General features: G+C 64.0%; 17 protein-coding genes, 1 tRNA gene and 1 pseudogene. 8 read left to right on the top strand and 11 right to left on the bottom strand.

Annotated features, from left to right (window positions below; all coding sequences use genetic code 11):
• Positions 1-203: 203 nt before the first annotated feature.
• The 3 genes from XH96_RS10920 (at position 204) to XH96_RS10910 (ending at position 2,953) form a co-directional block, all read left to right on the top strand.
• Entirely contained in the window at positions 204-1,544 is a 1,341-nt protein-coding gene (locus tag XH96_RS10920) for an amidohydrolase family protein (RefSeq protein ID WP_194392495.1), read from the top strand.
• A gap of 67 nt (positions 1,545-1,611) precedes the next feature.
• Positions 1,612-2,085 carry an alpha/beta-hydrolase N-terminal domain-containing protein gene (locus XH96_RS10915; RefSeq protein ID WP_194392494.1) on the top strand — a complete coding sequence of 158 codons (474 nt, stop codon included), beginning with the start codon at positions 1,612-1,614 and terminating at the stop codon, positions 2,083-2,085.
• 118 nt (positions 2,086-2,203) lie between these two features.
• Positions 2,204-2,953: a tyrosine-type recombinase/integrase gene (locus XH96_RS10910; RefSeq protein WP_246790042.1), complete on the top strand. Its 750-nt coding sequence runs from the start codon at positions 2,204-2,206 to the stop codon at positions 2,951-2,953.
• A 232-nt stretch (positions 2,954-3,185) separates the two neighbouring features.
• On the opposite strand, the gene XH96_RS10905 is transcribed toward XH96_RS10910, so the two are convergent.
• From XH96_RS10905 to XH96_RS10885, 5 genes are all read right to left on the bottom strand, one after another.
• Positions 3,186-3,261: transfer RNA gene (locus XH96_RS10905), tRNA-Lys, on the bottom strand.
• A 177-nt stretch (positions 3,262-3,438) separates the two neighbouring features.
• The gene (locus XH96_RS10900; protein WP_194392492.1) at positions 3,439-4,035 is read right to left on the bottom strand and encodes a Spy/CpxP family protein refolding chaperone; all 597 of its coding nucleotides are present in this window, start codon (positions 4,033-4,035) and stop codon (positions 3,439-3,441) included.
• A gap of 200 nt (positions 4,036-4,235) precedes the next feature.
• Positions 4,236-5,240, bottom strand: coding sequence for a TRAP transporter substrate-binding protein (locus tag XH96_RS10895; protein ID WP_194392491.1), 1,005 nt, complete (start codon positions 5,238-5,240; stop codon positions 4,236-4,238).
• Between the two features lie 218 nt (positions 5,241-5,458).
• Positions 5,459-7,021 (bottom strand): 2-isopropylmalate synthase, encoded by a 1,563-nt coding sequence (locus XH96_RS10890; RefSeq protein WP_194392490.1) that lies wholly within the window; start codon positions 7,019-7,021, stop codon positions 5,459-5,461.
• Positions 7,022-7,476: 455 nt separating this feature from the next.
• Positions 7,477-8,307: an oxidoreductase gene (locus XH96_RS10885; RefSeq protein ID WP_194394096.1), complete on the bottom strand. Its 831-nt coding sequence runs from the start codon at positions 8,305-8,307 to the stop codon at positions 7,477-7,479.
• 101 nt (positions 8,308-8,408) lie between these two features.
• Here XH96_RS10885 and XH96_RS10880 point away from each other — a divergent pair, with 101 nt between their 5' ends.
• Positions 8,409-9,383 (top strand): LysR family transcriptional regulator, encoded by a 975-nt coding sequence (locus XH96_RS10880; protein ID WP_194392489.1) that lies wholly within the window; start codon positions 8,409-8,411, stop codon positions 9,381-9,383.
• A 14-nt stretch (positions 9,384-9,397) separates the two neighbouring features.
• Here XH96_RS10880 and XH96_RS10875 read toward each other — a convergent pair whose 3' ends face one another.
• Entirely contained in the window at positions 9,398-9,661 is a 264-nt protein-coding gene (locus tag XH96_RS10875; RefSeq protein ID WP_194392488.1) for a hypothetical protein, read from the bottom strand.
• A 269-nt stretch (positions 9,662-9,930) separates the two neighbouring features.
• Between XH96_RS10875 and XH96_RS10870 the strand changes: the two genes are divergently transcribed.
• The 4 genes from XH96_RS10870 (at position 9,931) to XH96_RS10855 (ending at position 16,681) form a co-directional block, all read left to right on the top strand.
• Positions 9,931-11,163, top strand: coding sequence for an SMP-30/gluconolactonase/LRE family protein (locus XH96_RS10870; RefSeq protein WP_194392487.1), 1,233 nt, complete (start codon positions 9,931-9,933; stop codon positions 11,161-11,163).
• A 264-nt stretch (positions 11,164-11,427) separates the two neighbouring features.
• Positions 11,428-12,546, top strand: a complete 1,119-nt coding sequence (locus XH96_RS10865) for an FAD-binding oxidoreductase (protein ID WP_246790040.1) — start codon at positions 11,428-11,430, stop codon at positions 12,544-12,546.
• A gap of 141 nt (positions 12,547-12,687) precedes the next feature.
• Positions 12,688-15,195, top strand: coding sequence for an excinuclease ABC subunit UvrA (gene uvrA / locus XH96_RS10860; RefSeq protein ID WP_194392486.1), 2,508 nt, complete (start codon positions 12,688-12,690; stop codon positions 15,193-15,195).
• 175 nt (positions 15,196-15,370) lie between these two features.
• Positions 15,371-16,681: an ABC transporter substrate-binding protein gene (locus tag XH96_RS10855; RefSeq protein WP_194392485.1), complete on the top strand. Its 1,311-nt coding sequence runs from the start codon at positions 15,371-15,373 to the stop codon at positions 16,679-16,681.
• A 52-nt stretch (positions 16,682-16,733) separates the two neighbouring features.
• On the opposite strand, the gene XH96_RS10850 is transcribed toward XH96_RS10855, so the two are convergent.
• From XH96_RS10850 to XH96_RS10830, 5 genes and pseudogenes are all read right to left on the bottom strand, one after another.
• Positions 16,734-17,903 carry a Gfo/Idh/MocA family protein gene (locus XH96_RS10850; RefSeq protein ID WP_194392484.1) on the bottom strand — a complete coding sequence of 390 codons (1,170 nt, stop codon included), beginning with the start codon at positions 17,901-17,903 and terminating at the stop codon, positions 16,734-16,736.
• 44 nt (positions 17,904-17,947) lie between these two features.
• Positions 17,948-18,262, bottom strand: coding sequence for a septal ring lytic transglycosylase RlpA family protein (locus XH96_RS10845; RefSeq protein WP_194392483.1), 315 nt, complete (start codon positions 18,260-18,262; stop codon positions 17,948-17,950).
• Between the two features lie 104 nt (positions 18,263-18,366).
• A pseudogene (locus XH96_RS10840) lies at positions 18,367-19,211 on the bottom strand (CmcJ/NvfI family oxidoreductase).
• A 323-nt stretch (positions 19,212-19,534) separates the two neighbouring features.
• On the bottom strand, positions 19,535-20,473 hold the full coding sequence (locus tag XH96_RS10835; RefSeq protein WP_194392482.1) for an ABC transporter substrate-binding protein: 939 nt from the start codon (positions 20,471-20,473) through the stop codon (positions 19,535-19,537).
• Positions 20,470-21,570 carry an LLM class flavin-dependent oxidoreductase gene (locus XH96_RS10830; protein ID WP_194392481.1) on the bottom strand — a complete coding sequence of 367 codons (1,101 nt, stop codon included), beginning with the start codon at positions 21,568-21,570 and terminating at the stop codon, positions 20,470-20,472. The genes XH96_RS10835 and XH96_RS10830 overlap by 4 nt, the downstream gene beginning before the upstream one ends.
• Positions 21,571-21,573: the final 3 nt, after the last annotated feature.

Raw genomic sequence — 21,573 nt, 5'->3', positions numbered from 1 at the left:
TCCTGCCCGTTCCATCTACAGAGAATCCCCGATGCGCGAGACGGGGGCGACCTGTAGGGTTTCCGTCCAACGACACCGTATTTTCCCGCGCTCAAATTACCTGTCGAGCCCATCTCACGCGCCGTCATGCTCTCTTGGACGAGTTCAACCGGAGAGCTCGCGCGACACGAGATGACGAGATACGTCCAAGGGGAGTCCCGCAGATGCAAAGAGCCAGAGCCGCTTTCATTATCCTCGCGACATGGACGACCCTCAATACCGCCGCGGCGCAGGAACGCTCGGCGGTGACGCTTTTCGAGAACGTCCGTATCTTTGATGGGAAGAGCCAAGCGCTTTCCGCGCCGTCGAACGTCCTCGTTCGAGGCAACCTCATCGAGCGGATTGCAACCACCGACATTCCGGTCGATCGGCGTGCGGATACCCGCATCATTGCAGGCGGTGGACGCGTGCTGATGCCCGGCCTCAGCGACATGCATTGGCATACGATGATGGTTCGTCCGACCCCTGCTCAGATGCTGGCGAACGACCTGGGCTATACCACGCTGCTGGCGGGCGCGGAGGCCACCGCCACGCTGATGCGCGGGTTTACGAGCGTCAGGGACATGGGCGGTCCCGCCTTCGCGCTCAAGCGCGCGATCGACGAAGGTCTCCTTCCCGGCCCTCGCATCTATCCATCAGGCGCCGTAATCACGGTCACCGGCGGCCATGGGGACTTCCGTGAGCTCTGGGAATTGCCACAGAGCATTGGCGGAACGAGCCGGGTCGAACAGCTTGGCGGGAGTATCGTCGCAGATAACCCGGACGAGATTCGAAAGCGCGCGCGCGAGCAACTCATGCAGGGCGCGTCCCAGATCAAGCTGACAGCGGGTGGGGGTGTGGCCTCTCCTTTCAGTCCACTCGATGTGACCACCTTCACCGAAGCGGAATTGCGGGCGGCAGTTGAAGCGGCAACGAGTTGGGGGACGTATGTGGCGACCCACGCGTATACACCAGGTGCCATTCGGCGTTCCATCGAGGCGGGCGTCAAAGTGATCGAACATGGCCACCTCATGGATGAGCCGACCGCCCGCCTCATAGCAGAGAAGAACATCTGGCTGAGCACGCAGCCATTCGTGGACCTCGGCGGCGCGGCCGCGCTCCCTCCGACGCAACAGGCGCAGATGCGCCAGGTCGTCGCGGGCACCGAGACCATGTACGGGCTGGTCAAGAAGTTCAACATCAAGGTTGCCTTCGGGACCGACATTCTCTTCTCCAAGGCGTTGGCCGAGCATCAGGGCCAGGGAATCGTGGATCTCACGCGATGGTTTGCTCCTGCGGAAGCACTGGCCATGGCGACCTCGGCCAACGGAGAGCTGCTCGCGCTCTCCGGCGCACGCAATCCCTATCCCGGCAAAATCGGCGTGGTCGAAGAAGGTGCGCTGGCCGATCTCCTGCTCGTCGACGGCAATCCACTGGAGGACATCAGCCTCATCGCTGACCCCGCGAACAAGTTCATCGTCATCATGAAGGACGGTATCATCTACAAGGAGATCGGTCCGAAATGACCGATCTCTCGATTGCGCCTGTCGATGCCGCTCGCCGGCCGCCCGGAACCTGCGCAGCGATCGGATCGTGACGATAAGCCTGTTTCTCTGGCGGGCCGCGGAATGGCAGCCGGTTGAAAAGGGCCCATCCTCTCAAACTCACCGGCATCGCGCTCATCAAGTTTTTGGCGCTGCTCGGGCTGGCTCAATCGTTCAAGCTGGCAACCGGCTTCTCTCCAGCCGGATGCAGCGGTTCATTCCGAGGAGGATTGCGACCGTCATCGGCCTTCTTTTCACAGTCCTGCTGATCTGGTCGATCACCAACAACCTGCTCATCCGCACCGCGTTCGACTCGCTCGATTCCTCGTTTCGGGAATTTGACGCCCTGCTTGTACCGGAGCGACCGCAGCCGGTCGCGGTCGGACGAACGGGGAGTGCAACGTCACTGTTGAAGTGGAATGAACTCGGTCGTGCCGGACGGGGTTTCGTGGTTTCCGGACCGCGCGCCGCGCAGTTCGGCGCATTCGCGGGCCGCCCCGGCCGGGAGACGGTTCGAGTCTAGTGTCCTGAACCAGAAATTCGCTACATCGGGTCGCGTTTTGCCGGGGGATTGTATCGGTGACAAGAGTAAGCGCGCTTACGACGGATACCTCAAGCTTATTGAAACTAGGTTCGGTTCGATGCCGATTGGCGCCATCGAGGACAAACGCGCACGGGGCGACTTCAAGGAGTTTCGGGATTCATTTTCCGACACGCCACGCAAGGCGGATTATATCTGGACGACGATTGCGCGTGTTCTGTCCGTTGCAAAGGATCGTGGCAGGATCTCAGTGAACGTCTGCGAGCGTGGCGGTCGGCTTTATGAATCTGACCGGTCTGAGATAGTTTGGTCGGCCGAGGACATCCGGGCCTTTTGTGGCGTGGCGTCGGTTGAGCTGCAAGCCGCTCTCCCGCTCGCATTATGGACAGGTCAGCGCCAAGGAGACCTGCTGCGCCTAACCTGGAAAGATTACGATGGCACGTATATCCGGATGCGCCAATCGAAGGGACGCGGCAACAAGGGCCGGCGCCGTGTAACCATACCGGTGGGACCGCCGCTGAAGGCTGCGCTTGACGCTGCGTTGAAGGAAGAGCGCTCGGCCGTGACTATATTGGTCAACTCGTTCGGCCGGCCATGGACGGAGGACGGTTTCAGGACGAGCTGGGACAAGGCTTTCAAGAAAACGTCGCTGAAGGATCTGCACTTCCATGATTTGCGCGGCACTGCCGTTACGCGCCTCGCGCTATCGAATTGCTCGGTTCCGGAGATCGCCTCGATAACTGGCCATTCGATGAAGACGGTGCAGGAGATTCTCGATGCGCACTACCTGGGCGGCCGGCTCGAACTCGCCGAGTCAGCGATCAAGAAATTGAGTGAAGTATACGGGTAGGAACAGTGAGTTTGGGATGTGGATCGATTCCAGGTGAAGGCGTCCTCGGTCGCCAAGGCTTTTGCGTGAGAGAGCGCTCCACGCCGCCGGGGAACGAGTTAGCCGCTGTGGTAACGCGCAGCCATTCCGCCATCCTTCAACTTGGCGTACGGACGACGAACAAATTTCTCAAACCGGACGTCAAACCGACTGGTCCGTTCTGGTGCGCACTGCTGTAAGTGCTTGATTTGCTTGGTGGGCGCACCAGGGCTCGAACCTGGGACCCGCTGATTAAGAGTCAGCTGCTCTACCAACTGAGCTATGCGCCCGAAAGGCGGCTAAAGCCTTGCGAGGCCGGTCGTTTAGCAAAGCGATCCGGGTCTGGCAAGCGATCCGGTGAAGGTTTTCCAAGGGATTGCCGAGGTTTCTTCCGCAGGTCGCAAAAAGCGAAAAGCCGCTGGAATCCAGCGGCTTCGCCAGGGTTAACGGCCGGAAACCCGAGCCGCTCAGAGCCGGCCCTCGCGGTCCCGATCCGGACCGCCGTCACGGTCGAAACGGTCGTGGTGGAAGTGGTCCATGCCCCGATCCATCATGCGGTCCATGCGCTCCATGAAATGGCGGTGCCGCGGGCCGTCTTCGCCGCCGCCGAACGGGCCGCGGTGGCGGGTCAGCACCGCGAGGCGCCGTTTCTGGCCCTCGTCCAGGGTCTTGTAGAGCGGATCGGCGGCATCGGCGATCTTCTTCAGGGCGGCAGAGCTGGCGCCCATGTCCTCGGCGCGCTGGCGCAGGCGGGCGATCGGATCCTCGGCCCTGTCGGCATCGCCCGGCCCGGCATTCATCCGGGCATTGGCGCCATCGATGCGCAGCTTGGCGAAGTCCCGCACGGCGGCCTCGACCGGCGGCCACAGCTTCTCCTGATCGGCGTTGAGCTTCAGCCCGGCATGGACGGCGGCGATCCGCGCATCGACGAGGGCGGCGCGGTCCTCGGGGTTCATGCGCATGTGGCGGACGTGCTCCATCCACGGGCGATGATATTGGGCATAGACCGCGCCCGAGCCGGCGATGCTGAGCACGGCGATGGCTGCGATGGTGAATTTCCTCATACGAACCTCCTCTGGAAGGATGCATCGAGGATGAGCGCGGCGCGGCTGACGCGCAACTTACAACTTGGACAGGGAGCGCGTTGTTACGAAGATGTAACGGCCGATTTTACCTCCAGCCGCGATCGGAAATCATTCGCAACAAAAAGGCTTCCGTGCGGACCGCACGGAAGCCTTCGTTCATCATTCATCGTCCGTCAGGATCAGTTCGTCGTGCTCTTCGCTTCCTTCTGGAACTCGTCGATCAGCGACTGGCCGACGCGGCTTGCGGCGTCCTTGTAGACCGGCTCCATCGCCTTGCGCATCGCCTCGTCCTGCTCCGGCGTGAGCTTGATGATCTCGCTCTTGCCGCTCTTCTTGATCTCGGCCAGCGCGTCCTCGTTCTCCTTCTGCGACTGCGCGTTGCTGAACGCGGTCGCCTCCTTCATCGCCTTGGAAAGCTGGTCGCGGATGTCGGCCGGCAGATCGTCCCAGAATTTCTTGTTCACGATCACGACGTAGCCGATATAGCCGTGGTTGGTTTCGGTGATGTACTTCTGAACCTCGTGCATCTTCTGGGTGTAGATGTTCGACCAGGTGTTCTCCTGGCCGTCGACCACGCCGGTCTGGAGTGCCTGATAGACTTCCGAGAACGCCATCACCTGCGGCAACGAGCCGAGCGACTTGAACTGGGCCTGGATCACGCGCGAGGACTGGATGCGGAATTTGACGCCCTGATAGTCGGCGGGCGTCACCAGCTTCTTGTTGGCGCTCATCTGCTTGAAGCCGTTATCCCAATAGGCAAGGCCGGTGATGCCCTTGGCATCCAGCAGCTTGAGCAGCTTGGTGCCGAGCGGGCCTTCCGTCACCTTCCGCAGCGTCTTCAGGTCGGGCAGGATATAGGGCAGATCGAACACCTCGAACTCGCGAATGCCGAGCGGCCCGAACTTGGAGTTGGACGGTGCCAGCATCTGCACGCTGCCGAGCTGGAGCGCCTCAAGCTCCTCCTTGTCCTTGTACAGCGTCGAGTTCGGGTAGACCTCGACCTTGACCTTGCCGCCGGTGTATTTCTCGGCAAGCTCCTTGAATTTCTCCGCCCCCTTGCCCTTCGGCGTGTCGGTGGCGACGACGTGGCTGAACTTGATGATGATTGGCGATTGGGCCAGTGCCGGCCCGGTCAGGCCAAGTGCCAGTACCGCCATGGACGCGGCGATCGCGAAGGTGCGCATAATCTCTCCCTGGTGTTATTGGGCCGCCCGGCATGCCGAGCGGCCTGTCCTCATGCCGGCTGCATTCATACAGACCGGCATCGCCAGGGGCTATTGGCCGTTAGCAGGGCAGCCATCTCCCCGGCGGTCGTTCCGGAGCCGGTCCACGGGACCGAATCCGGAATTTCGAAATTCCGGGGCTGGTCCTTCGGCCCCTCCGGAACGACAAGCTTCGCTCGTCAGCTCGCCGCCGCCGTCGTCACGGTGTCGCGCTGGCGCTTCATGACGATCTTGTTGAGCGCGCCGAGATAGGCCTTGGCCGAGGCCACCAGCGTATCCGGATCCGCCGCGCGTGCCGTCATCGAACGGCCGTCCTGCGACAGCCGCACCGAGACTTCGGCCTGCGCGTCGGTCCCTTCGGTGACGGCGTGGACCTGATACAGCTCCAGCTTCGCCTCGTGCGGCACCAGGCGCTTGATGCAGTTGAACACGGCGTCGACGGGACCGTTGCCCTCGGCCTCCTCGATCTTGATCTGGCCGTCGACGTCGAGCTTCATGGTCGCGCGCTGCGGACCATGGGTGCCGGCGATCACGGTCAACGAGGTCAGCTTGATGCGGTCGTGCGAGGCCGCCATCTCCTCGTCGACCAGCGCCTCGATGTCCTCGTCGTAGATGTCCTTCTTGCGATCGGCCAGCGCCTTCATCCGCGTGAACGCATCTTCCAGCTGGTTCGGGCCGAGCTTGTAGCCCATCTCCTCCAGCTTGTGCACGAAGGCATGACGGCCGGAGTGCTTGCCGAGCACCAGCGAGGACTGCTTCAGGCCGACCATTTCCGGCCGCATGATCTCGTAGGTGGAAGCGTCCTTCAGCACGCCGTCCTGGTGGATGCCGCTCTCATGCGCGAAGGCATTCCGGCCGACGATCGCCTTGTTGTACTGGACGGGAAACGAGGTCGCCGCCGATACCAGTTTCGAGGCGCGGGTCAGCTGCGTGGTGTCGATCTTGTTCCAGTAGGGAAATTTGTCGTTGCGCACGTTGATCGCCATCACGATCTCTTCGAGCGCGGCATTGCCGGCGCGCTCGCCGATGCCGTTGATGGTGCACTCGACCTGGCGCGCGCCGCCGACGATGCCGGCCAGCGAGTTCGCGACCGCCATGCCGAGATCGTTATGGCAGTGCACCGAGAACACGGCCTTGTCCGAGTTCGGCACGCGCTCGATCAGCGTCCTCATGAAGTGGGTGTATTCCTCCGGCACCGTGTAGCCGACGGTGTCGGGGATGTTCACCGTGGTGGCACCGGCCTTGATCACGGCCTCGACGATGCGGCACAGGAAGTCCATCTCGCTGCGGGTGCCGTCTTCCGCCGACCATTCGACGTCGTCGATCTGGTTGCGGGCGCGCGCGACCATGGCGACCGAGGTCTCGATCACCTGCTCCGGGGTCTTGTTCAGCTTCACCCGCATATGCAGCGGCGAGGTTGCGATCACGGTGTGGACCCGGCCGCGCTTGGCGAATTTCACCGCCTCGGCGCAGCGGTCGATGTCGGCGGGATGGGCGCGCGAGAGGCCGGCGATGACCGCGTTCTTGGAGCGGCGGGCGATCTCGCTGACGGCCTGGAAGTCGCCCTCGGAGGTGATCGGGAAGCCGGCCTCGATGACGTCGACGCCCATATCGTCCAGCAGCTCCGCAACCTCGAGCTTCTCCTCGAAGGTCATGGTGGCACCGGGGCATTGCTCGCCGTCGCGCAGCGTGGTGTCGAAAATGATGACGCGGTCCTTGTCGGACTTGTTCTGGGTGGCCATTACGAAATTTCCTTTTGAGCGTTTGCGCCGTTCAGACCTTTTAGTCCCTTGGCGCTTGAGGTGTCCGGTGATCTCGACCAACCCCTGAGCGCCCAGGCGCGTGGCGCCCAGCCGGCCCTCAGGGGCAAGTAAGAAGGAGGCCGCCAATAAGGAGGGTGGGCAGCAACGCGGCCGGGGTCGTGGCGGCGGCCAGAGCCACCTCCCCCGAAATCCCCTCGATTTGGCCGCGAATCAGCATTGCCAGACCCTGTTGAGCCTCAAATCCTCGGTCAAAACCATTGACGGTTGGTTTCCGGGAGAGGCCTGATGCGGCCGTTTCTAGACGAGAAACGGGCGCATCTGCAACGCCAAAAGATAGTCAGAATGGCTGACCTGGTTGGGGCGGGCTCCGGCGCGGATACCAATGGCCGTTTCACGGCCGGCGCGAAACCCGGGCCCGCCGACGGCACACATCATCACGCATCAATATCGGTGGAAAGCGAAACGGCTTTCCATGCCTCGAACTCGGCCTGCAGCGATTTCAGCTTTTCGTCCACCAGCCGCACGGCGTCGCTGCCGAGCAGCAGATGTGCCGGCGGATCGGCCGACAGCGCGACTTTCAGCATCGCCTGCGCGGCCTTGCTGGGATCGCCAAGCTGCTTGCCGCTCAGCTCCATGCGCCGTTGGCGGATCGGATCGATGATCGCGTTGTAATCTCCGATCGATCGTGCGGCCCTCACCATCGATCGTCCGGCCCAGTCGGTGCGGAAGCTGCCGGGCTCGACCGCGGTCACCTTGATGCCGAGCTCCCTGACTTCCTTGCCGAGGGATTCGGAGATCCCTTCCAGCGCAAACTTGCTACCGTGGTAATAGCTCAGGCCCGGCAGCGTCATGATCCCGCCCATCGACGTGACGTTCAGAATATGTCCGGCACGGCGCTTGCGCATGAAAGGCAGCACCGCCTGGATCATCGCCACGGCACCGAACACGTTGACCTCGAACTGGCGCCGCAGATCGTCGATGGACGATTCTTCCAGGATGCCCTCGTGGCCGTAGCCCGCGTTGTTCACGAGAACGTCGATCGCGCCGATCCGGCTTTCGATGTCGGCAACCGCAGGGGCTATCGCCCCGGTCTCGGTGACGTCGAGGAGCACCGCATGCGCGCCGCGACCGAGCGCCTCGAAGCCCGACTTGTCGGCGTCCTTGCGCACGGTGCCAACGACATTGTGGCCTCCGCTCAACGCTGCCTCCGCCAATGCTCGGCCGAAGCCGGAGGAAACGCCGGTGATGAGAAAGGTCTTTGCCATGTGGGATGTCTTTCGGGTCACGATTGTGGGCCCAATATAGGTGGCTTGATTAGTGCAATAATCGGCATAAAATGGCATGACCTGATGCAAAATATCGCACAATGCTCCACACCGGTCTTTTCGAGCTGAACGCCGTTGCCGCGATTTCGGCACATCGCAGTTTTCGCGCCGCCGCGACCGAGCTCGGCATTTCGCCCTCGGCCCTGAGCCATGCGATCGCCACACTCGAAAAACGGCTCGGCGTCCGCCTCATCAATCGCACCACCCGCAGCGTCTCGTTGTCGGAAGCGGGTGAGCGCTTCCTCGCACGGGTCGGTCCCGCCTTGCGCGAGATCGCCGGTGCGATGGAAGACGTGAACGAGTTTCGCGACACGCCGACCGGAACGCTCCGCATCAATTTGAAGGAGCGCGCCGCGCACCAGATCCTCCGCCCGGTCGTCGGCAAATTCCTGCGGCGCTATCCCGACATGAACGTCGAGCTCGTCCTGGAAGGGCGCCACATCGACATCGTGGCGGAAGGGTTCGACGCCGGCATTCGGCTGGCCGAAGCCGTGCCGCAGGACATGGTCTCCGTTCCCTGCGGTCCGGCCTCACGTTTCCTCGTCGTGGGCGCGCCGGATTATTTCGCACGCAATCCATTGCCGCGGTCGCCCTCGGATCTTCTCAATCACGCCTGTATCCGCAGGCGGATGCCGGGCGGCAAGCTCTATCGTTGGGAGTTCGAGAAGCGCGGGGAGGAAATCACTATGGATGTGCCGGGCAGGCTCACGCTCGATAGTGATGCGCTGATGGTCGAAGCCGCGCTCGACGGGCTGGGCCTCGCGTTCGTCAGTGATTTCTGGGTGGCGAAACACATCGCCGATGGCGCGCTGCAAGCCGTGCTGGACGATTGGACGCCACCATTCCCGGGCCTGCGACTGTACTATCCCCGGCACCGCCATATGACGGCCGGGCTTCGCGCCTTCATCGATCTGTTGCGGGAGGAAAATAACGCAGAACGCAAGGCGGGATCGACATCGGCGGTCGGCAAGACGCGCAAGGCGACCGCGGCGAAGACGCCCGCGGCTCAGACATAGAGATCCGCGGCCTCTTATCCCGCGCGGCGGGCGCGGGCCCTGCTCTCCCAGCGATCCAGCATCTGGCCGAGCTCGCCGGTGGCGACCTTCGCAACCGCGTTTGATTTCGCGGCCTCGTTGGTGTTGGCGGGCGCGGCCGCGCGCAGCCAGTCCGGTTCGTGATATTCGCGCCAACGCCGCGCCTCCGCCCGACGTTTGCGGGAGACCAGATCGCGGGTGAAATAGCCGGCGGCGAACGCGATGGCGAGCGCAACGAGCAGTGCAACAACGGCTAGCACGGTGAACTCCGGAAAATGCCCCGCGCACCGTTCTGCCAGCATCACGCGTGAGGTCAAGGCTTGACAGGCCTCGAAACCGCCTCTTGTCAGAGGGCGAGGCGAATTGTCGCCGCGCATTTTGCGCAGCCGCAATGCGGCAACGTTGCGGCGATCTCGCGGCATCGCGCGAGGGCTGCGAACCCGCCCCTCGCAACCGGACGCGGACCGGACTAACCTTCACCTCGCTTGGCCGGATCAACCGGCCGGCCGAACATAACCGGGAGGATACGATGACACGCCAGGAGGCTCCTCAGCAGGAGCAGCGTGCGCAGGATGCTGCGCTTTCACGACGAACGCTGGTCCGGGGGCTGGCGCTCGGCGCCGCGGCCACGCTGGCGGGCCCCGCGCTGGCCCAGACCGGGCCCGCCGCACCGCCGACCACCATCACAAGCCCGCCGCGCGATTTCGGCCCCCACGGCGCGCCGACCACTTACTTCTGGGACCCCGACATCATCGCGGTCGATCCCTCCTTCAACGATCTCGCCCAGCCCAACACCGCGATCAAGCGTCTGTACACCGGACTGCTATGGGCCGAAGGCCCGGCGTGGAGCGCGCAGGGCCGGTATCTTCTGTGGAGCGACATTCCCAACAACCGGCAGATGCGCTGGAGCGAGGACGACGGCCGCGTCAGCGTGTTCCGCTCGCCGTCCAACAATTCCAACGGCAACTCCTTCGACTTCCAGGGCCGCCAGCTCTCCTGCGAGCACCTGACGCGGCGGGTGACGCGCTACGAGCACGACGGCACCGCCACGGTGCTCGCCGACTCCTATCAGGGCAAGAAGCTGAACTCGCCGAACGACGTCGCCGCGCATCCCGACGGCAGCTACTGGTTCACCGACCCGCCCTATGGCGGCCAGCTCTATGAGGGCGAGCCAGACGTCGCGGGCGGGCCGAGCAATGCAGGCGGCAAGCTCAATCCGCGGATCGGACAGCCGGCCGGTTTCGTGCCGGGCAAACGCGAGCTGCCGACCAACTGCTATCGCATCGACCCTTCCGGCCGCATCGACCTCGTCGTCACCGAGGACCAGGTGCCTGACCCGAACGGGCTCTGCTTCTCGCCCGACTACAAGAAGCTCTACATCGCCTCGACCGGCAAGGGGCCGGGCGACACCGGCCCCGGCGGCAAGGGCGAGATCTTCGTGTTCGACGTCGGCAGCGACAACAAGCTCTCCAACCTCAAGAAGTTCAGCGATTGCGTGATCGACGGCGTGAAGTGCGGGCCGGACGGCCTGCGCTGCGACGTCAACGGCAACCTCTGGGCCTCCAGCAATGCCGGCCGCTCCGTCGGCTACAGCGGCGTGACCGTGTGGTCGCCGGAGGGCAAGTTGCTCGGCCGCATCCGCCTGCCCGAAGTCTGCGGCAACGTCTGCTTCGGCGGTCCGAAACGCAATCGCCTGTTCATGGCGGCGAGCCAGTCGCTCTACGCGGTGTACACGGCGACGCAAGGCGCGGGGCCCGGCTGAGCGAAGAGTGCACTGCTAGCGTAGGGTGGGCAAAGCGAAGCGTGCCCACGATCTCTCCGATACGGAGCGAGATGGTGCCCACCCTATGACCCTGAGAGATTTACGTGAAATTGCGAGAGGCGCCGACGTCGACGCCCTCGCATAAGAAGCAGTCATGCACAAGGACAGCGACGAGGCCTTCGATCACATGTTGCTGCCGCAGGCATCGCAATAGCAGCGGCTGTATGCTATCCGAGCCAGACTGTGGCCGCAGCAATCGGCTCCATGAGGAAGAAGGCGATGCGTGTTGTAATCTGTGGCGGCGGCGTCGTCGGAGCTTGCACTGCTTATTTCCTCCGCCGGCATGGTGTCGATGTCATCGTCGTCGAACGGACCGGCGTGGCGGCTGCAGCCTCCGGCAAAGCCGGCGGCTTTCTGGCGCGCGACTGGTGCGCGGGCACGCCGCTCGACGCTTTGGCCCGCCACAGTTTTAAGCTTCACGCGCAACTGCCCCGGGAGCTTCCTGGGCATTGGGACTACCGGCCGATGAGCGCATACAGCGGCCGGGTCGTTCCCGAAGGTGATCCGCGCCGGAACACGCGCTCCACATTCGACTGGCTCAGCAAAGGCATCCACATCGCGCAGCGCATCGGCACGACCGAGACGACTGCCATCGTTCATCCCCAGAAGTTCACATCGGCCGTGATGAATGCGGCGATCGCGCAAGGCGCCGAGTTTCGCCACGGCCTCTTCACGGGCATCCTACGCGAGGCGGGTTGCACGACCGTCAAGGGCATCGGGGTGGGAGATAGCATCATCGAGGCCGACGCCGTGGTGATCGCAATGGGTCCATGGTCCCTGCTCGCCACGAGCTGGATGAGTCTGCCCGCCCTGTATGCGCAAAGTAGTCCGAGCATTGTCTACGACACGGGCACACATGTATCCGCAGACGCCTTGTTTCTCGAGATGGAGATCCACGGCCAAGTTGCCCCCATCGAGGTGTTCCCTCGCCCGGACGGCACCACCTATGTGACCGCTTGTCCCGACACAGGTGCCTTCTTTACGGATCCGGCCCATGTGGAGCCCGAGCCTAACCGCATGCACAGGCTGCAACAGATGTCGGAGCGACTTTCGCCGCTGTTCCGACCGGAGAAGATCATCGCCAAACAAGCGTGCTACCGCCCCGTAACAGCGGATGGCTCCCCGTTGATTGGCCGCGTGCCGCAGGAAGAAGCGCTCTACGTTGCGACTGGCCATGGGGTCTGGGGTATCCTCAATGCCCCTGCAACCGGCGAAGCACTCGCAGAGTTGATTGTCGAAGGCGCGACGCGCAACGTCGACCTCGCGCCCTTCGATCCGGCCCGCCTCCCGCCGCTTGATCTGCCGCGAAGGCGGTGGCCGTAAGGACTCGCTCCCTGCGTTGTAAGCGCATGCCCATCGACATCTGAACGCCTTTCGCTTCGTCGGATCATAACGGTCCCACTGGCATCAACGGACCTATCCTGCGATCCTGCCGTTAATCCCGACGCGGCCCGGAGCAGCCAGATGGACGATCGACCCAGACAACCCGACCTGATGCAGGACGACGGCTTCGTGCGAGTCCGCGGCGCGCGCGAGCACAATCTCAGGAATGTCGATGTCCGCATCCCCCGCAACGCGCTGGTCGTGTTCACGGGCGTGTCGGGCTCGGGGAAATCCTCGCTCGCCTTCGGGACGATCTACGCCGAGGCGCAGCGGAGGTATCTGGAATCGGTATCGCCCTATGCGCGGCGCCTGTTCCACCAGATGCAGATCCCTGAAGTCGACGATATCGAAGGCCTGCCGCCCGCGGTCGCGCTCCAGCAGCAGCGCGGGGCGCCGACGACGCGGTCGTCGGTCGGCAGCGTCACCACCATCTCGAACCTGCTCAGGATGCTCTATTCCCGCGCCGGCGATTACCCACGCGGACAGCCGATGCTCTATGCGGAGTCGTTCTCGCCGAACACGCCGGAGGGCGCCTGCCCGACCTGCCACGGCATCGGCCGGATGCTCGACGTCACCGAGAAGTCGATGGTGCCCGACGACACCAAGACGATCCGCGAGCGCGCCGTCGCGGCCTGGCCGAGCGCCTGGCAGGGACAGAACCTCCGCGACATCCTGACCACGCTCGGCTACGACGTCGACAAGACCTGGCGCGAGCTGCCGAAGAAGGACCGCGACTGGATCCTGTTCACCGAGGAGCAGCCGACCGTTCCTGTCTATGCCGGCTACGATGCCGCCGAAGTCAAACGGGCGCTACGCCGCAAGGAGGAGCCGAGCTATCAGGGCACCTTCACCAGCGCCAAGCGCTACGTGATGCAGACCTACGCCAAGTCCGAGAGCGCGATGATGAAGCGCCGCGTCGCGCAATTCATGATCACGCGGGACTGCCCGACATGCCATGGCACGCGGCTGAAGCCCGAGACGCTCAAGGTGAAGTTCGCAGGATTCAACATCGCCGACATGTCGCACCTGCCGCTCAAGCAGCTGCACGAGGTGATCAAGCCGTTTGCGAGAGCTTCGTCGGACAAATCAGAGAAGGCAGTCGTCGCCAGGCGCATCTGCGAGGATCTGTCGGCGCGCCTTGCCGTCCTGCTCGATCTCGGCCTCGGCTATCTCGCCTGCGAACGCAGCACGCCGACTCTGTCACCGGGCGAATTGCAGCGGCTGCGCCTGGCGACGCAGGTCCGCTCGAATTTGTTCGGCGTCGTCTACGTGCTCGACGAGCCTTCCGCCGGCCTGCATCCCGCCGACACCGAGGCGCTGCTGCGAGCGCTCGACCGGCTAAAGCGCGCGGGCAACTCGATCTTCGTGGTCGAGCACGAGATCGAGGTGATCAGGCAGGCGGACTGGCTGGTCGACGTCGGCCCTGACGCCGGCGACGGCGGCGGACGCATCCTCTACAGCGGTCCGCCGGCGGGGCTCGGCGAGATCGAGTCCTCGCGAACCGCGAACTACCTCGCACACCCGCGAAAGAAGCTGCCGACGATCCGCCGCGAGGCGAAGGGGCATCTCAAGATCAGGGGCGTGACCCGCAACAACCTGCGTGGCCTCGATGTCGATATTCCGCTGGGCGTGATCGCCAGCATCACCGGCGTGTCCGGCTCCGGCAAATCCAGCCTTATCAGCCAGTTCCTCGTCGAGACCGTCGCCGGGCATCTCGGCCACACGCTCGCCACCGACGCCGATGAGGACAGCCTGGCCCCGACGGTGGAGACGCTGGGCGGCAAGATCGTTGCCGGCCTTGACCAAATCAGCCGCCTCGTCGTCGTTGACCAGAAGCCGATCGGCCGCACGCCGCGCTCCAACCTCGCGACCTATACCGGCCTGTTCGACCACGTGCGAAAACTGTTCGCGGCGACGCCGCAGGCAAGATCCCGCCGCTATGATGCCGGTCGCTTCTCCTTCAACGTCGCAAAGGGACGTTGCGCGACCTGCGAAGGCGAGGGCTTTGTCTGCGTCGAACTTCTGTTCCTGCCCAGCGTCTACGCGCCCTGCCCGACCTGCAAGGGCGCGCGCTACAACGACAAGACGCTCGAGGTGAAGATCCGCGGCAAATCCATCGCGGACGTGCTGGCGATGCGCGTCGATGAGGCCTTCGACTTCTTCGAGGGCGATGCAACGCTGAACCGCGCACTGTCGGTCGTGCGCGAGGTCGGTCTGGGCTATATCCGCCTCGGCCAATCCGCGACCGAGCTGTCCGGTGGCGAGGCCCAGCGCATCAAGCTAGCGACCGAGCTGATGCGTCCGCAACGCGGCCACACGCTCTATGTCCTGGACGAGCCGACCACCGGCCTTCACCCGCGCGACGTCGAGCGCCTCATCGCTCAGCTCGAACGGATCGTGGAAGGCGGCGGCAGCGTAATCGTGGTCGAGCATGACATGGACGTCGTGGCGCACAGCGACTGGATCATCGATCTCGGTCCTGGCGCCGGTGACGAAGGCGGCCGTGTCGTCGCATCGGGGACGCCCGAGCAGGTCGCCAAGGCCGGCGGGAAGACCGCGCCGTATCTGCTGCGGCGCCTGGCGCAATAACGCGTGCAGGGATCGCAGGCACGGCCGCCTCGCGGTCATTTCGCAACTGCGTTCCATGCATTCCATGCCGTCAAAGAAGGATCCCGACTTTCGCGATGTTGACTTTCCGCCATCCCCCTCCCCATACTTCGCAAAAACAACAACCAACCAAAAGATGGTTACGAGGGAGGATAGGATGCCGACTTCACGCAGGCAGCTGCTGAAGACCTCGGCGGCTGCCGCCGCCGCACTCAGCCTCGATTGGACACGCGCCCAGGCACAAGCCGAGACATTGCGCATCGGCCTGATCTACGACCTCACCGGACCCTTTGCCGCGGGTGGCTCGGTCGCCTCGTCGATCGGCGCGCAGATCGCGATCGATCTCGTCAACGAGAAAGGCGGTGTCGGCGGCAAGACCAAGATTGCTGCGGTTGCGGCGGATTCCCAGAGCAAGCCGGACGTTGCGATCAACGAGGCCGAACGGCTGATCAGCCAGGAGAAGATCGACATCCTCAACGGCGTCTATGCGAGTTCGCATGCGGTGCCGCTGGCCGCGAAGGTGGAGCAGCAGAAGAAGATCCTCTGGATCACGACCGCGGTCTCGACCGCCGTGTTCAAGGACAAGAATTTGCAATACGTGTTTCGCGCACAGATCCATTCGGATCAATACGGGCAGGCCTTTGCAAGCTTCATCAACGAACATGCGAAAGCCAAGCTCGGCATGGACCCGAAGGAGGTCAAGGTCGCGTTGATCCACGAGGACGGCCCCTACGGCGTCGGCGTCGCCACGGCCGACGAAGCCTATGCCAGGCAGGCCGGCATGCCGGTGGTGCTGCGCGAGGGCTATTCGGCATCGGCACCGGACCTGTCGGTGCTCGTCACGAAGATCAAGCGCGCCAAGGCCGACGTGATCTCGCATGCCGGCTACAACCCTGACATCACCCTGTTCCTGCGCCAGGCGCGCGAGAGCGGCCTGCGCTTCAAGATGCTGTTCGGGGCCGGCGCCGGTTACAGCCAGCTCGACAAGCTGCGCGCCACCTTCGGGGCCGACATCGACAATTTCTGCAACATCGACCCGGTGCCAGCGCAACTGCTCGACCCCGCCAAGCTCGCGCCGGGCATTGGCGATCTGATCAACGCCATGGTCACGCGCTACAAGGCCAAGACCGGTGCGACCGACGTGCCGCCGCACTGCTCAATGGGTTTCAACCAGACCTGGGTGCTGCTCAACAACGTGCTGCCGGTGGCCAAGGAGAAGTACGGCAGCTTCGAGCCCGAGGCCATCCGCAAGGCCGCGCTCGACGTCGATATCCCCGCCGGCGGCACCATCCAGGGCTACGGCGTGAAATTCTTCCCGCCGGGCACGCCGCTGTCCGGCCAGAACGAACGCTCGACGCCGGTGGTGATGCAGAACGCGGGCGAGCACATCTCGGTGGTATGGCCGACCAACATCAGGACACAGGACCCGGTGTTCCCGCTGCCGAAAGGCTCGACCTACGGGGCGTAGGCGGCGGCGCGCTGCACCCTCCCCTGGAGGGGAGGGTAAGCGAAGCGCGCCCCTACAACACCACCCGCCGCCCCTCCTCCGCCGCCCAATAGCCGGCGTAGTTCACCTTGATCGTCTCATACGCGAGCGCGAGGTCCGACAGCGGCTGTCGTCCGGTCGCAACGCATTCCATGAAGTCCTGGATCTCCTGCAAATAGCCGCGCGTCCACTCCTCCTCGAGGCAGACATATTGCCAGCCGGTCTTGCGGTCGACTTTCTCGGTGATGTAGACGCCGGCAAGCTTCTCCTCGCTGGTCTGGTAGCTCATCAGATGATTGTTCGGGGTGATGTTGGCGAACAGCGAGCCGCCACTCGTATAGGTCTCGATCAGATTGCGCACGCCGCCCATGATCATGTCGCCGGAGAACACGGTGGCCTTGGTGCCGTCGGAGAAGGTCGCGGTGAGAGTGCCCCAGTCCTCGACGTCGACGGGATTGGCTTTGATGTAGCTGCGCTCTTCGGGCTTGAGGCCGGCGGTGACGTTGCCGACGTCGCCGGTGACGCTGGCGACGCGGATGGTCTCGCCGCGCGCCCTGGCTTCGACCTGCTTGAGATAGAGAACGGCCGAGAGCGGATGGCAGCCCATGCGGATCAGCGATCCGCCGCCGGTCATCGCCCATTGCGCGGCATGGGCGGCGTGCGAGCCGGAATGGCTCTCCTCGCCCTTCATGAACAGGATCTTGTCTTTCGTCGCCCTGATGATCTCCGCGGTCTTGGTCACTGCCGGCGCGTAGATCCAGTCCTCGGCGTACATGAAGAGCTTTCCTGTCCGCTCGATCGCGGCGCGCGTCGCGTCCATCTCTTCCAGCACGCGCTCATACATCAGCGCCTTCGGCACGTGCTTGCCGATCGGCTGCGCATCGCTCTCGCGGCCGAAATAGCCGGCGAAGGGCTTTTCGCAGATCACATGCTTGCCGGCCTGCATCGCGCCGACGATCATCCCGGCATGGAGATTGGGCGGGGTGCAGATGTCGATGACGTCGAGATCGGCGTCCGCGATCAGATCGGCGAAGCCGCGATAGACGCGCGGGATGTTGTGTCGATCAGCGAATCCAACGACGAGGTCGCCACGCGCCGCAACCGCCGCGACCTCGACGTCGACGCCATAAACGCGCCGGAACGCATGCATGTGCAGCTCCGACACGAAGCCGCAGCCGACGACTCCCACCCTGATCCTGGCCATGGCGCCCCCTTGCTTTGGGGCGGCACTATAGCGCGCTCAGAAGCCTATTCCACCGAGACGCGCACCACGCCCGCGCTCATCATGCCGAGCGCGCGGGCGGCCGGCACCGAGAGATCAACGATCCGCCCGCGGATGAAGGGACCGCGATCGTTGACGCGGCACTGGATCGTGCGTCCGCTATGGGACACCTTGAGCACGCTGCCGAACGGGCGCGTGCGATGGGCGCAGGTCAACTCGCCGCCTCTGCCGGCCTTCCCGTATCTGTAATAGGAGGCGAGGCCGCTTTCGGCGTTTGCAACGGACATGACGGCAAGGGATGAAGTCACGAGACCAAGCAACAGCGTTGGCTTTGCTCGCACGGCACCGCTCCCGGTCGCCCCTTGCCCGACGCTACAAATGTCCCCTTTGCTCCAAGGTTCCAGGAACTCTGCCGGGAAGCGGCCGGCAGGGTCATCACACTTTGTTACTGCCGATAGAACACCAGGGTGCGGACCTCGATGCTTTCGCGCGGCGCTGCATCTGCCGGCGTGGTCGGGTCGACGAATGCGGTATGCGGCCCGAAGCGGGTGCGGCCGTCGGTTGCGGAATCGTAGCACTTCAGCAGCAGCGCCTCGTCCGGCGTCATCTCCGGGAAATAGAACCAGCGGTGGTTCGGATTGTATCTCACCGAATAGGTCTCGCCGCGACGGTTGGGATAGATCAGGTCAGAGGCGACGAGATCGTCCGGAGCAACCGTCGTGCCGTCGGCCATCGCGAGCGGGGAATCGCGCAAGGGGCCGCGGATCGGCCGCCAGAGATTGATCACCTGCACACGTCCCTTCAGCAGCTCCTCCGCCTCGTCAGGCAGATGCTCGCGGACGCGATTGGCGCCGGAAACTGCGGTCTGGTCGACATGGACGCGCGTCGCCGGCTGACGCGGGCCGCCGTCGCGGATATCTGGCGCACCTTCGACACGCTTGCGCACGGTGTGATCGAAGATGAACACGCGATCCGCCTTCAGCGTGGCGCGCAGGAATGCCTCGACCGCGGGATAATAGACCCCCTCACTTCTTCGTCGTTGTAGAAATCCTTCACCTGAGTCGGGTGACGCACCAGCGCGAAGCCTTCACGATCGAGCGAAAAATTCTGCGCGATCAGCCGCGCGTCGAAGATCGGCACCTGATGCGGCTCAGGAAGCGACGTGCTCTTGGGTTCGCCGGGCGGCGGGTCGAAGGCGTAGGTGCGCGGCTTGCCCGATGTCGGTGCGAGATAGTTGAGTTCGGCAGTGACGAAAGGAAGCGATTCGATTTTTGTTTCTTGCAGGCCCATGGCCAGTCTCCCGATGTGGTGTGTGTTTGATCTTTGCGGGAGCGCGTGGGAGCGCAAGGGAGGGAGCGCAAATAGCAATGATGGTGCTGCTGCTAGCGCGATATGCAGAAGGAACTTTTTGAGGATGACTATCGGGCTAGAAGGCGTACCCTCGTTTCACAGATGCTTGAGTACCTTGTGAGGTCTCGTGCCCCGGACGCAGCGCATCACGCAGTGGTGCGCTGCTGAGCCGGGGCCATCTCACCGCAAGCGATCTGCGCGGAACGGGCCGGCTCTGCGCAGCAGCGTTGCACGCTGCGCCAGATCCGCAACACGAGAGATGCCTACAATCCCGCCTTCGCGATCGCATCCGCGAAGGAACGATCGACGATCTCGGCTGCATCGAGCTTTTGCTTGATCAGACCCCAGCGGAAATAGAGGTCGATCGTGCTTTGCTCGTCCGCGACCACGCCATCGTCGATCGGAGCGATCCGGATCTTGGCCCGCGAGAGCCAGTTCTGCGGCACGGCGGTCGGGATGTTCATCAGCCTGCCCCAGGTCGCGGCGTAGCTGTCGACGTTGCTCAGCGACCACGCCCGCGCTGCGGTGAGGCGTCGGACGAAGTCGGCCAACTCCGCGCGCTTGTCACGGATCGCGTCAGGCCTCGCCACCTGGAAACTCAGGCCCGGCGTCAGGTCTTCGGAGGTGATGATGCGCCGCGATTTGAACAGCACCTCCTCCTGGCTGACATAGGGCTCCCAGGTCGACCACGCATCAACGGAGCCTTGCGTGTAGGCAATCTTGGCGTCCGAGGGCGCCAGGAATGCGATCTGCACGTCGCTCGCACTCCAGCCGTTCTTCTCCAGCGCGGCGAGGATCAGCTGATGGCCGATCGAGCCGCGGCCGGTGGCGATCTTCTTGCCGCGCAGATCGGCGAAACTCCTGATCGATGAGTTCTCCGGCACGAGGATGGCGAGGCCCTCGCGCGTCTGCCGGATGGCGGCGATCGCCTTGACCGGCGCACCGGAGGCGGCCGCGAAGGTGAAGGGCGCGTCACCGACGAGGCCGGTCTCGATCGCACCGGCGCTGAGCGCCTCGAGCAGTGGAGCTGCCGCCGGAAACTCCTTCCACTCGATCCTGTAGGGGACGTCCTTGAGCACGCCGGCCGCTTCCATCACGGCCTGCGCATTGCCCTTCTGGTCCCCGACGCGGAGCGTGGTTTGCGCAGCTGCGACTTCGAACGAAGCGAACAGCAGCGCGCCGGCCAACATGAGGCGGATCATTCCGCAGCCTCGCTGCGAACGGCCTGGCGCTTGGCGACCAGCTCACGCGTCAGCGGGATCAGCTCGCGGCCGTACTCGATGGCGTCGATCAGCGGATCGAAGCCGCGGATCAGGAAATGGCTGATGCCGAGATCGTAATAATCGCCGAAGACCTCCGCGACCTGCTCGGGCGTACCGACCAGCGCGGTTGTGTTGCTGTTGGCGCCAGTGAGCTTTGCGATCTCCGTCCAGAGCCGCTTGTCGATGCGGCTGCCCTGGTCGGCGAGCGCGAGAAGGCGCCGCGCACCGGCGGTGGCGTGGCCGTCCGCGGGCTTGCGATAGCCGGTCTTGTCCTGGAGTGCGGTGGCGCGCGCCAGAATCTCCTCGGCCTTCTCCCAGGCCTGCTTTTCAGTCGGGGCGATGATCGGCCGCACCGAGAGACTGAAGCGCGGCGTTGGCCGTCCATGCCGGACCGCCGCGTTGTGGACGCGGGAAGTGATGTCGCGGACCTGCGCATAGGATTCGCCCCACAGCGCAAAGGTGTCGGCGTGCTTGCCGGCCACGTCGATCGCCGCATCCGAAGCGCCGCCGAAATAGATCCGGATGCCCTCCGGACGATAGGGCTTCACCTGCGAGAAGGCGTTCTCGACCTGATAATACTTGCCCTTGTAGCTGAACGGCTTGTCGCTGGTCCATTCCAGCTTGAGAACATCGAGAAATTCCGAGGTGCGGGCATAGCGCTCGTCCTTGTCGTCGAGCGTGTTGCCGTCCTGCCGGAGCTCGGTGGCGTTGCCCCCGGTGATGACGTGGAGCGCGACCCTGCCGCGGGAAAACTGATCGAGCACGGCAAACTGCCGCGCCAGCAGCGTCGGCGCGGTGAAGCCGGGCCGCTGCGCGATCAGCACGTTGAGGCGGCTGGTCGTATTGAGCACGTGCTGGGCTACCTGGAGCGAGTCGGGCGTCGTCGAATGAAACGCCAGCAGCGCACGATCGAAGCCGGCGTTCTCGTGCGCCTTCGCCACCGTCTCGATGTGGGTCGGGTTGAGGGCCGGTCCTTCGCGGACGATGGTCTCGGACGAATTGTTGTTGCTGATAAAGCCGATGAACTCGATCGACATGAT

Origin of the sequence: Bradyrhizobium sp. CCBAU 51765, from assembly GCF_015291725.1 — a bacterium.
Classification (GTDB): Bacteria; Pseudomonadota; Alphaproteobacteria; order Rhizobiales; family Xanthobacteraceae; genus Bradyrhizobium; species Bradyrhizobium liaoningense.
This window is presented reverse-complemented; position numbering and strand designations above follow the sequence as displayed.

What these genes read in the sequence shown, in the direction of transcription:
- XH96_RS10920 (WP_194392495.1), top strand. Translation starts at nt 204, where the DNA reads ATGCAAAGAGCCAGAGCCGCTTTCATTATCCTCGCGACATGGACGACC.
- XH96_RS10830 (WP_194392481.1), bottom strand. Translation starts at nt 21,570, where the DNA reads ATGTCGATCGAGTTCATCGGCTTTATCAGCAACAACAATTCGTCCGAG.
- XH96_RS10885 (WP_194394096.1), bottom strand. Translation starts at nt 8,307, where the DNA reads ATGGCAAAGACCTTTCTCATCACCGGCGTTTCCTCCGGCTTCGGCCGA.
- XH96_RS10850 (WP_194392484.1), bottom strand. Translation starts at nt 17,903, where the DNA reads ATGGCCAGGATCAGGGTGGGAGTCGTCGGCTGCGGCTTCGTGTCGGAG.
- XH96_RS10895 (WP_194392491.1), bottom strand. Translation starts at nt 5,240, where the DNA reads ATGCGCACCTTCGCGATCGCCGCGTCCATGGCGGTACTGGCACTTGGC.
- XH96_RS10870 (WP_194392487.1), top strand. Translation starts at nt 9,931, where the DNA reads ATGACACGCCAGGAGGCTCCTCAGCAGGAGCAGCGTGCGCAGGATGCT.
- XH96_RS10835 (WP_194392482.1), bottom strand. Translation starts at nt 20,473, where the DNA reads ATGATCCGCCTCATGTTGGCCGGCGCGCTGCTGTTCGCTTCGTTCGAA.
- XH96_RS10900 (WP_194392492.1), bottom strand. Translation starts at nt 4,035, where the DNA reads ATGAGGAAATTCACCATCGCAGCCATCGCCGTGCTCAGCATCGCCGGC.
- XH96_RS10910 (WP_246790042.1), top strand. Translation starts at nt 2,204, where the DNA reads ATGCCGATTGGCGCCATCGAGGACAAACGCGCACGGGGCGACTTCAAG.
- XH96_RS10855 (WP_194392485.1), top strand. Translation starts at nt 15,371, where the DNA reads ATGCCGACTTCACGCAGGCAGCTGCTGAAGACCTCGGCGGCTGCCGCC.
- XH96_RS10865 (WP_246790040.1), top strand. Translation starts at nt 11,428, where the DNA reads ATGAGGAAGAAGGCGATGCGTGTTGTAATCTGTGGCGGCGGCGTCGTC.
- uvrA (WP_194392486.1), top strand. Translation starts at nt 12,688, where the DNA reads ATGGACGATCGACCCAGACAACCCGACCTGATGCAGGACGACGGCTTC.
- XH96_RS10880 (WP_194392489.1), top strand. Translation starts at nt 8,409, where the DNA reads ATGCTCCACACCGGTCTTTTCGAGCTGAACGCCGTTGCCGCGATTTCG.
- XH96_RS10890 (WP_194392490.1), bottom strand. Translation starts at nt 7,021, where the DNA reads ATGGCCACCCAGAACAAGTCCGACAAGGACCGCGTCATCATTTTCGAC.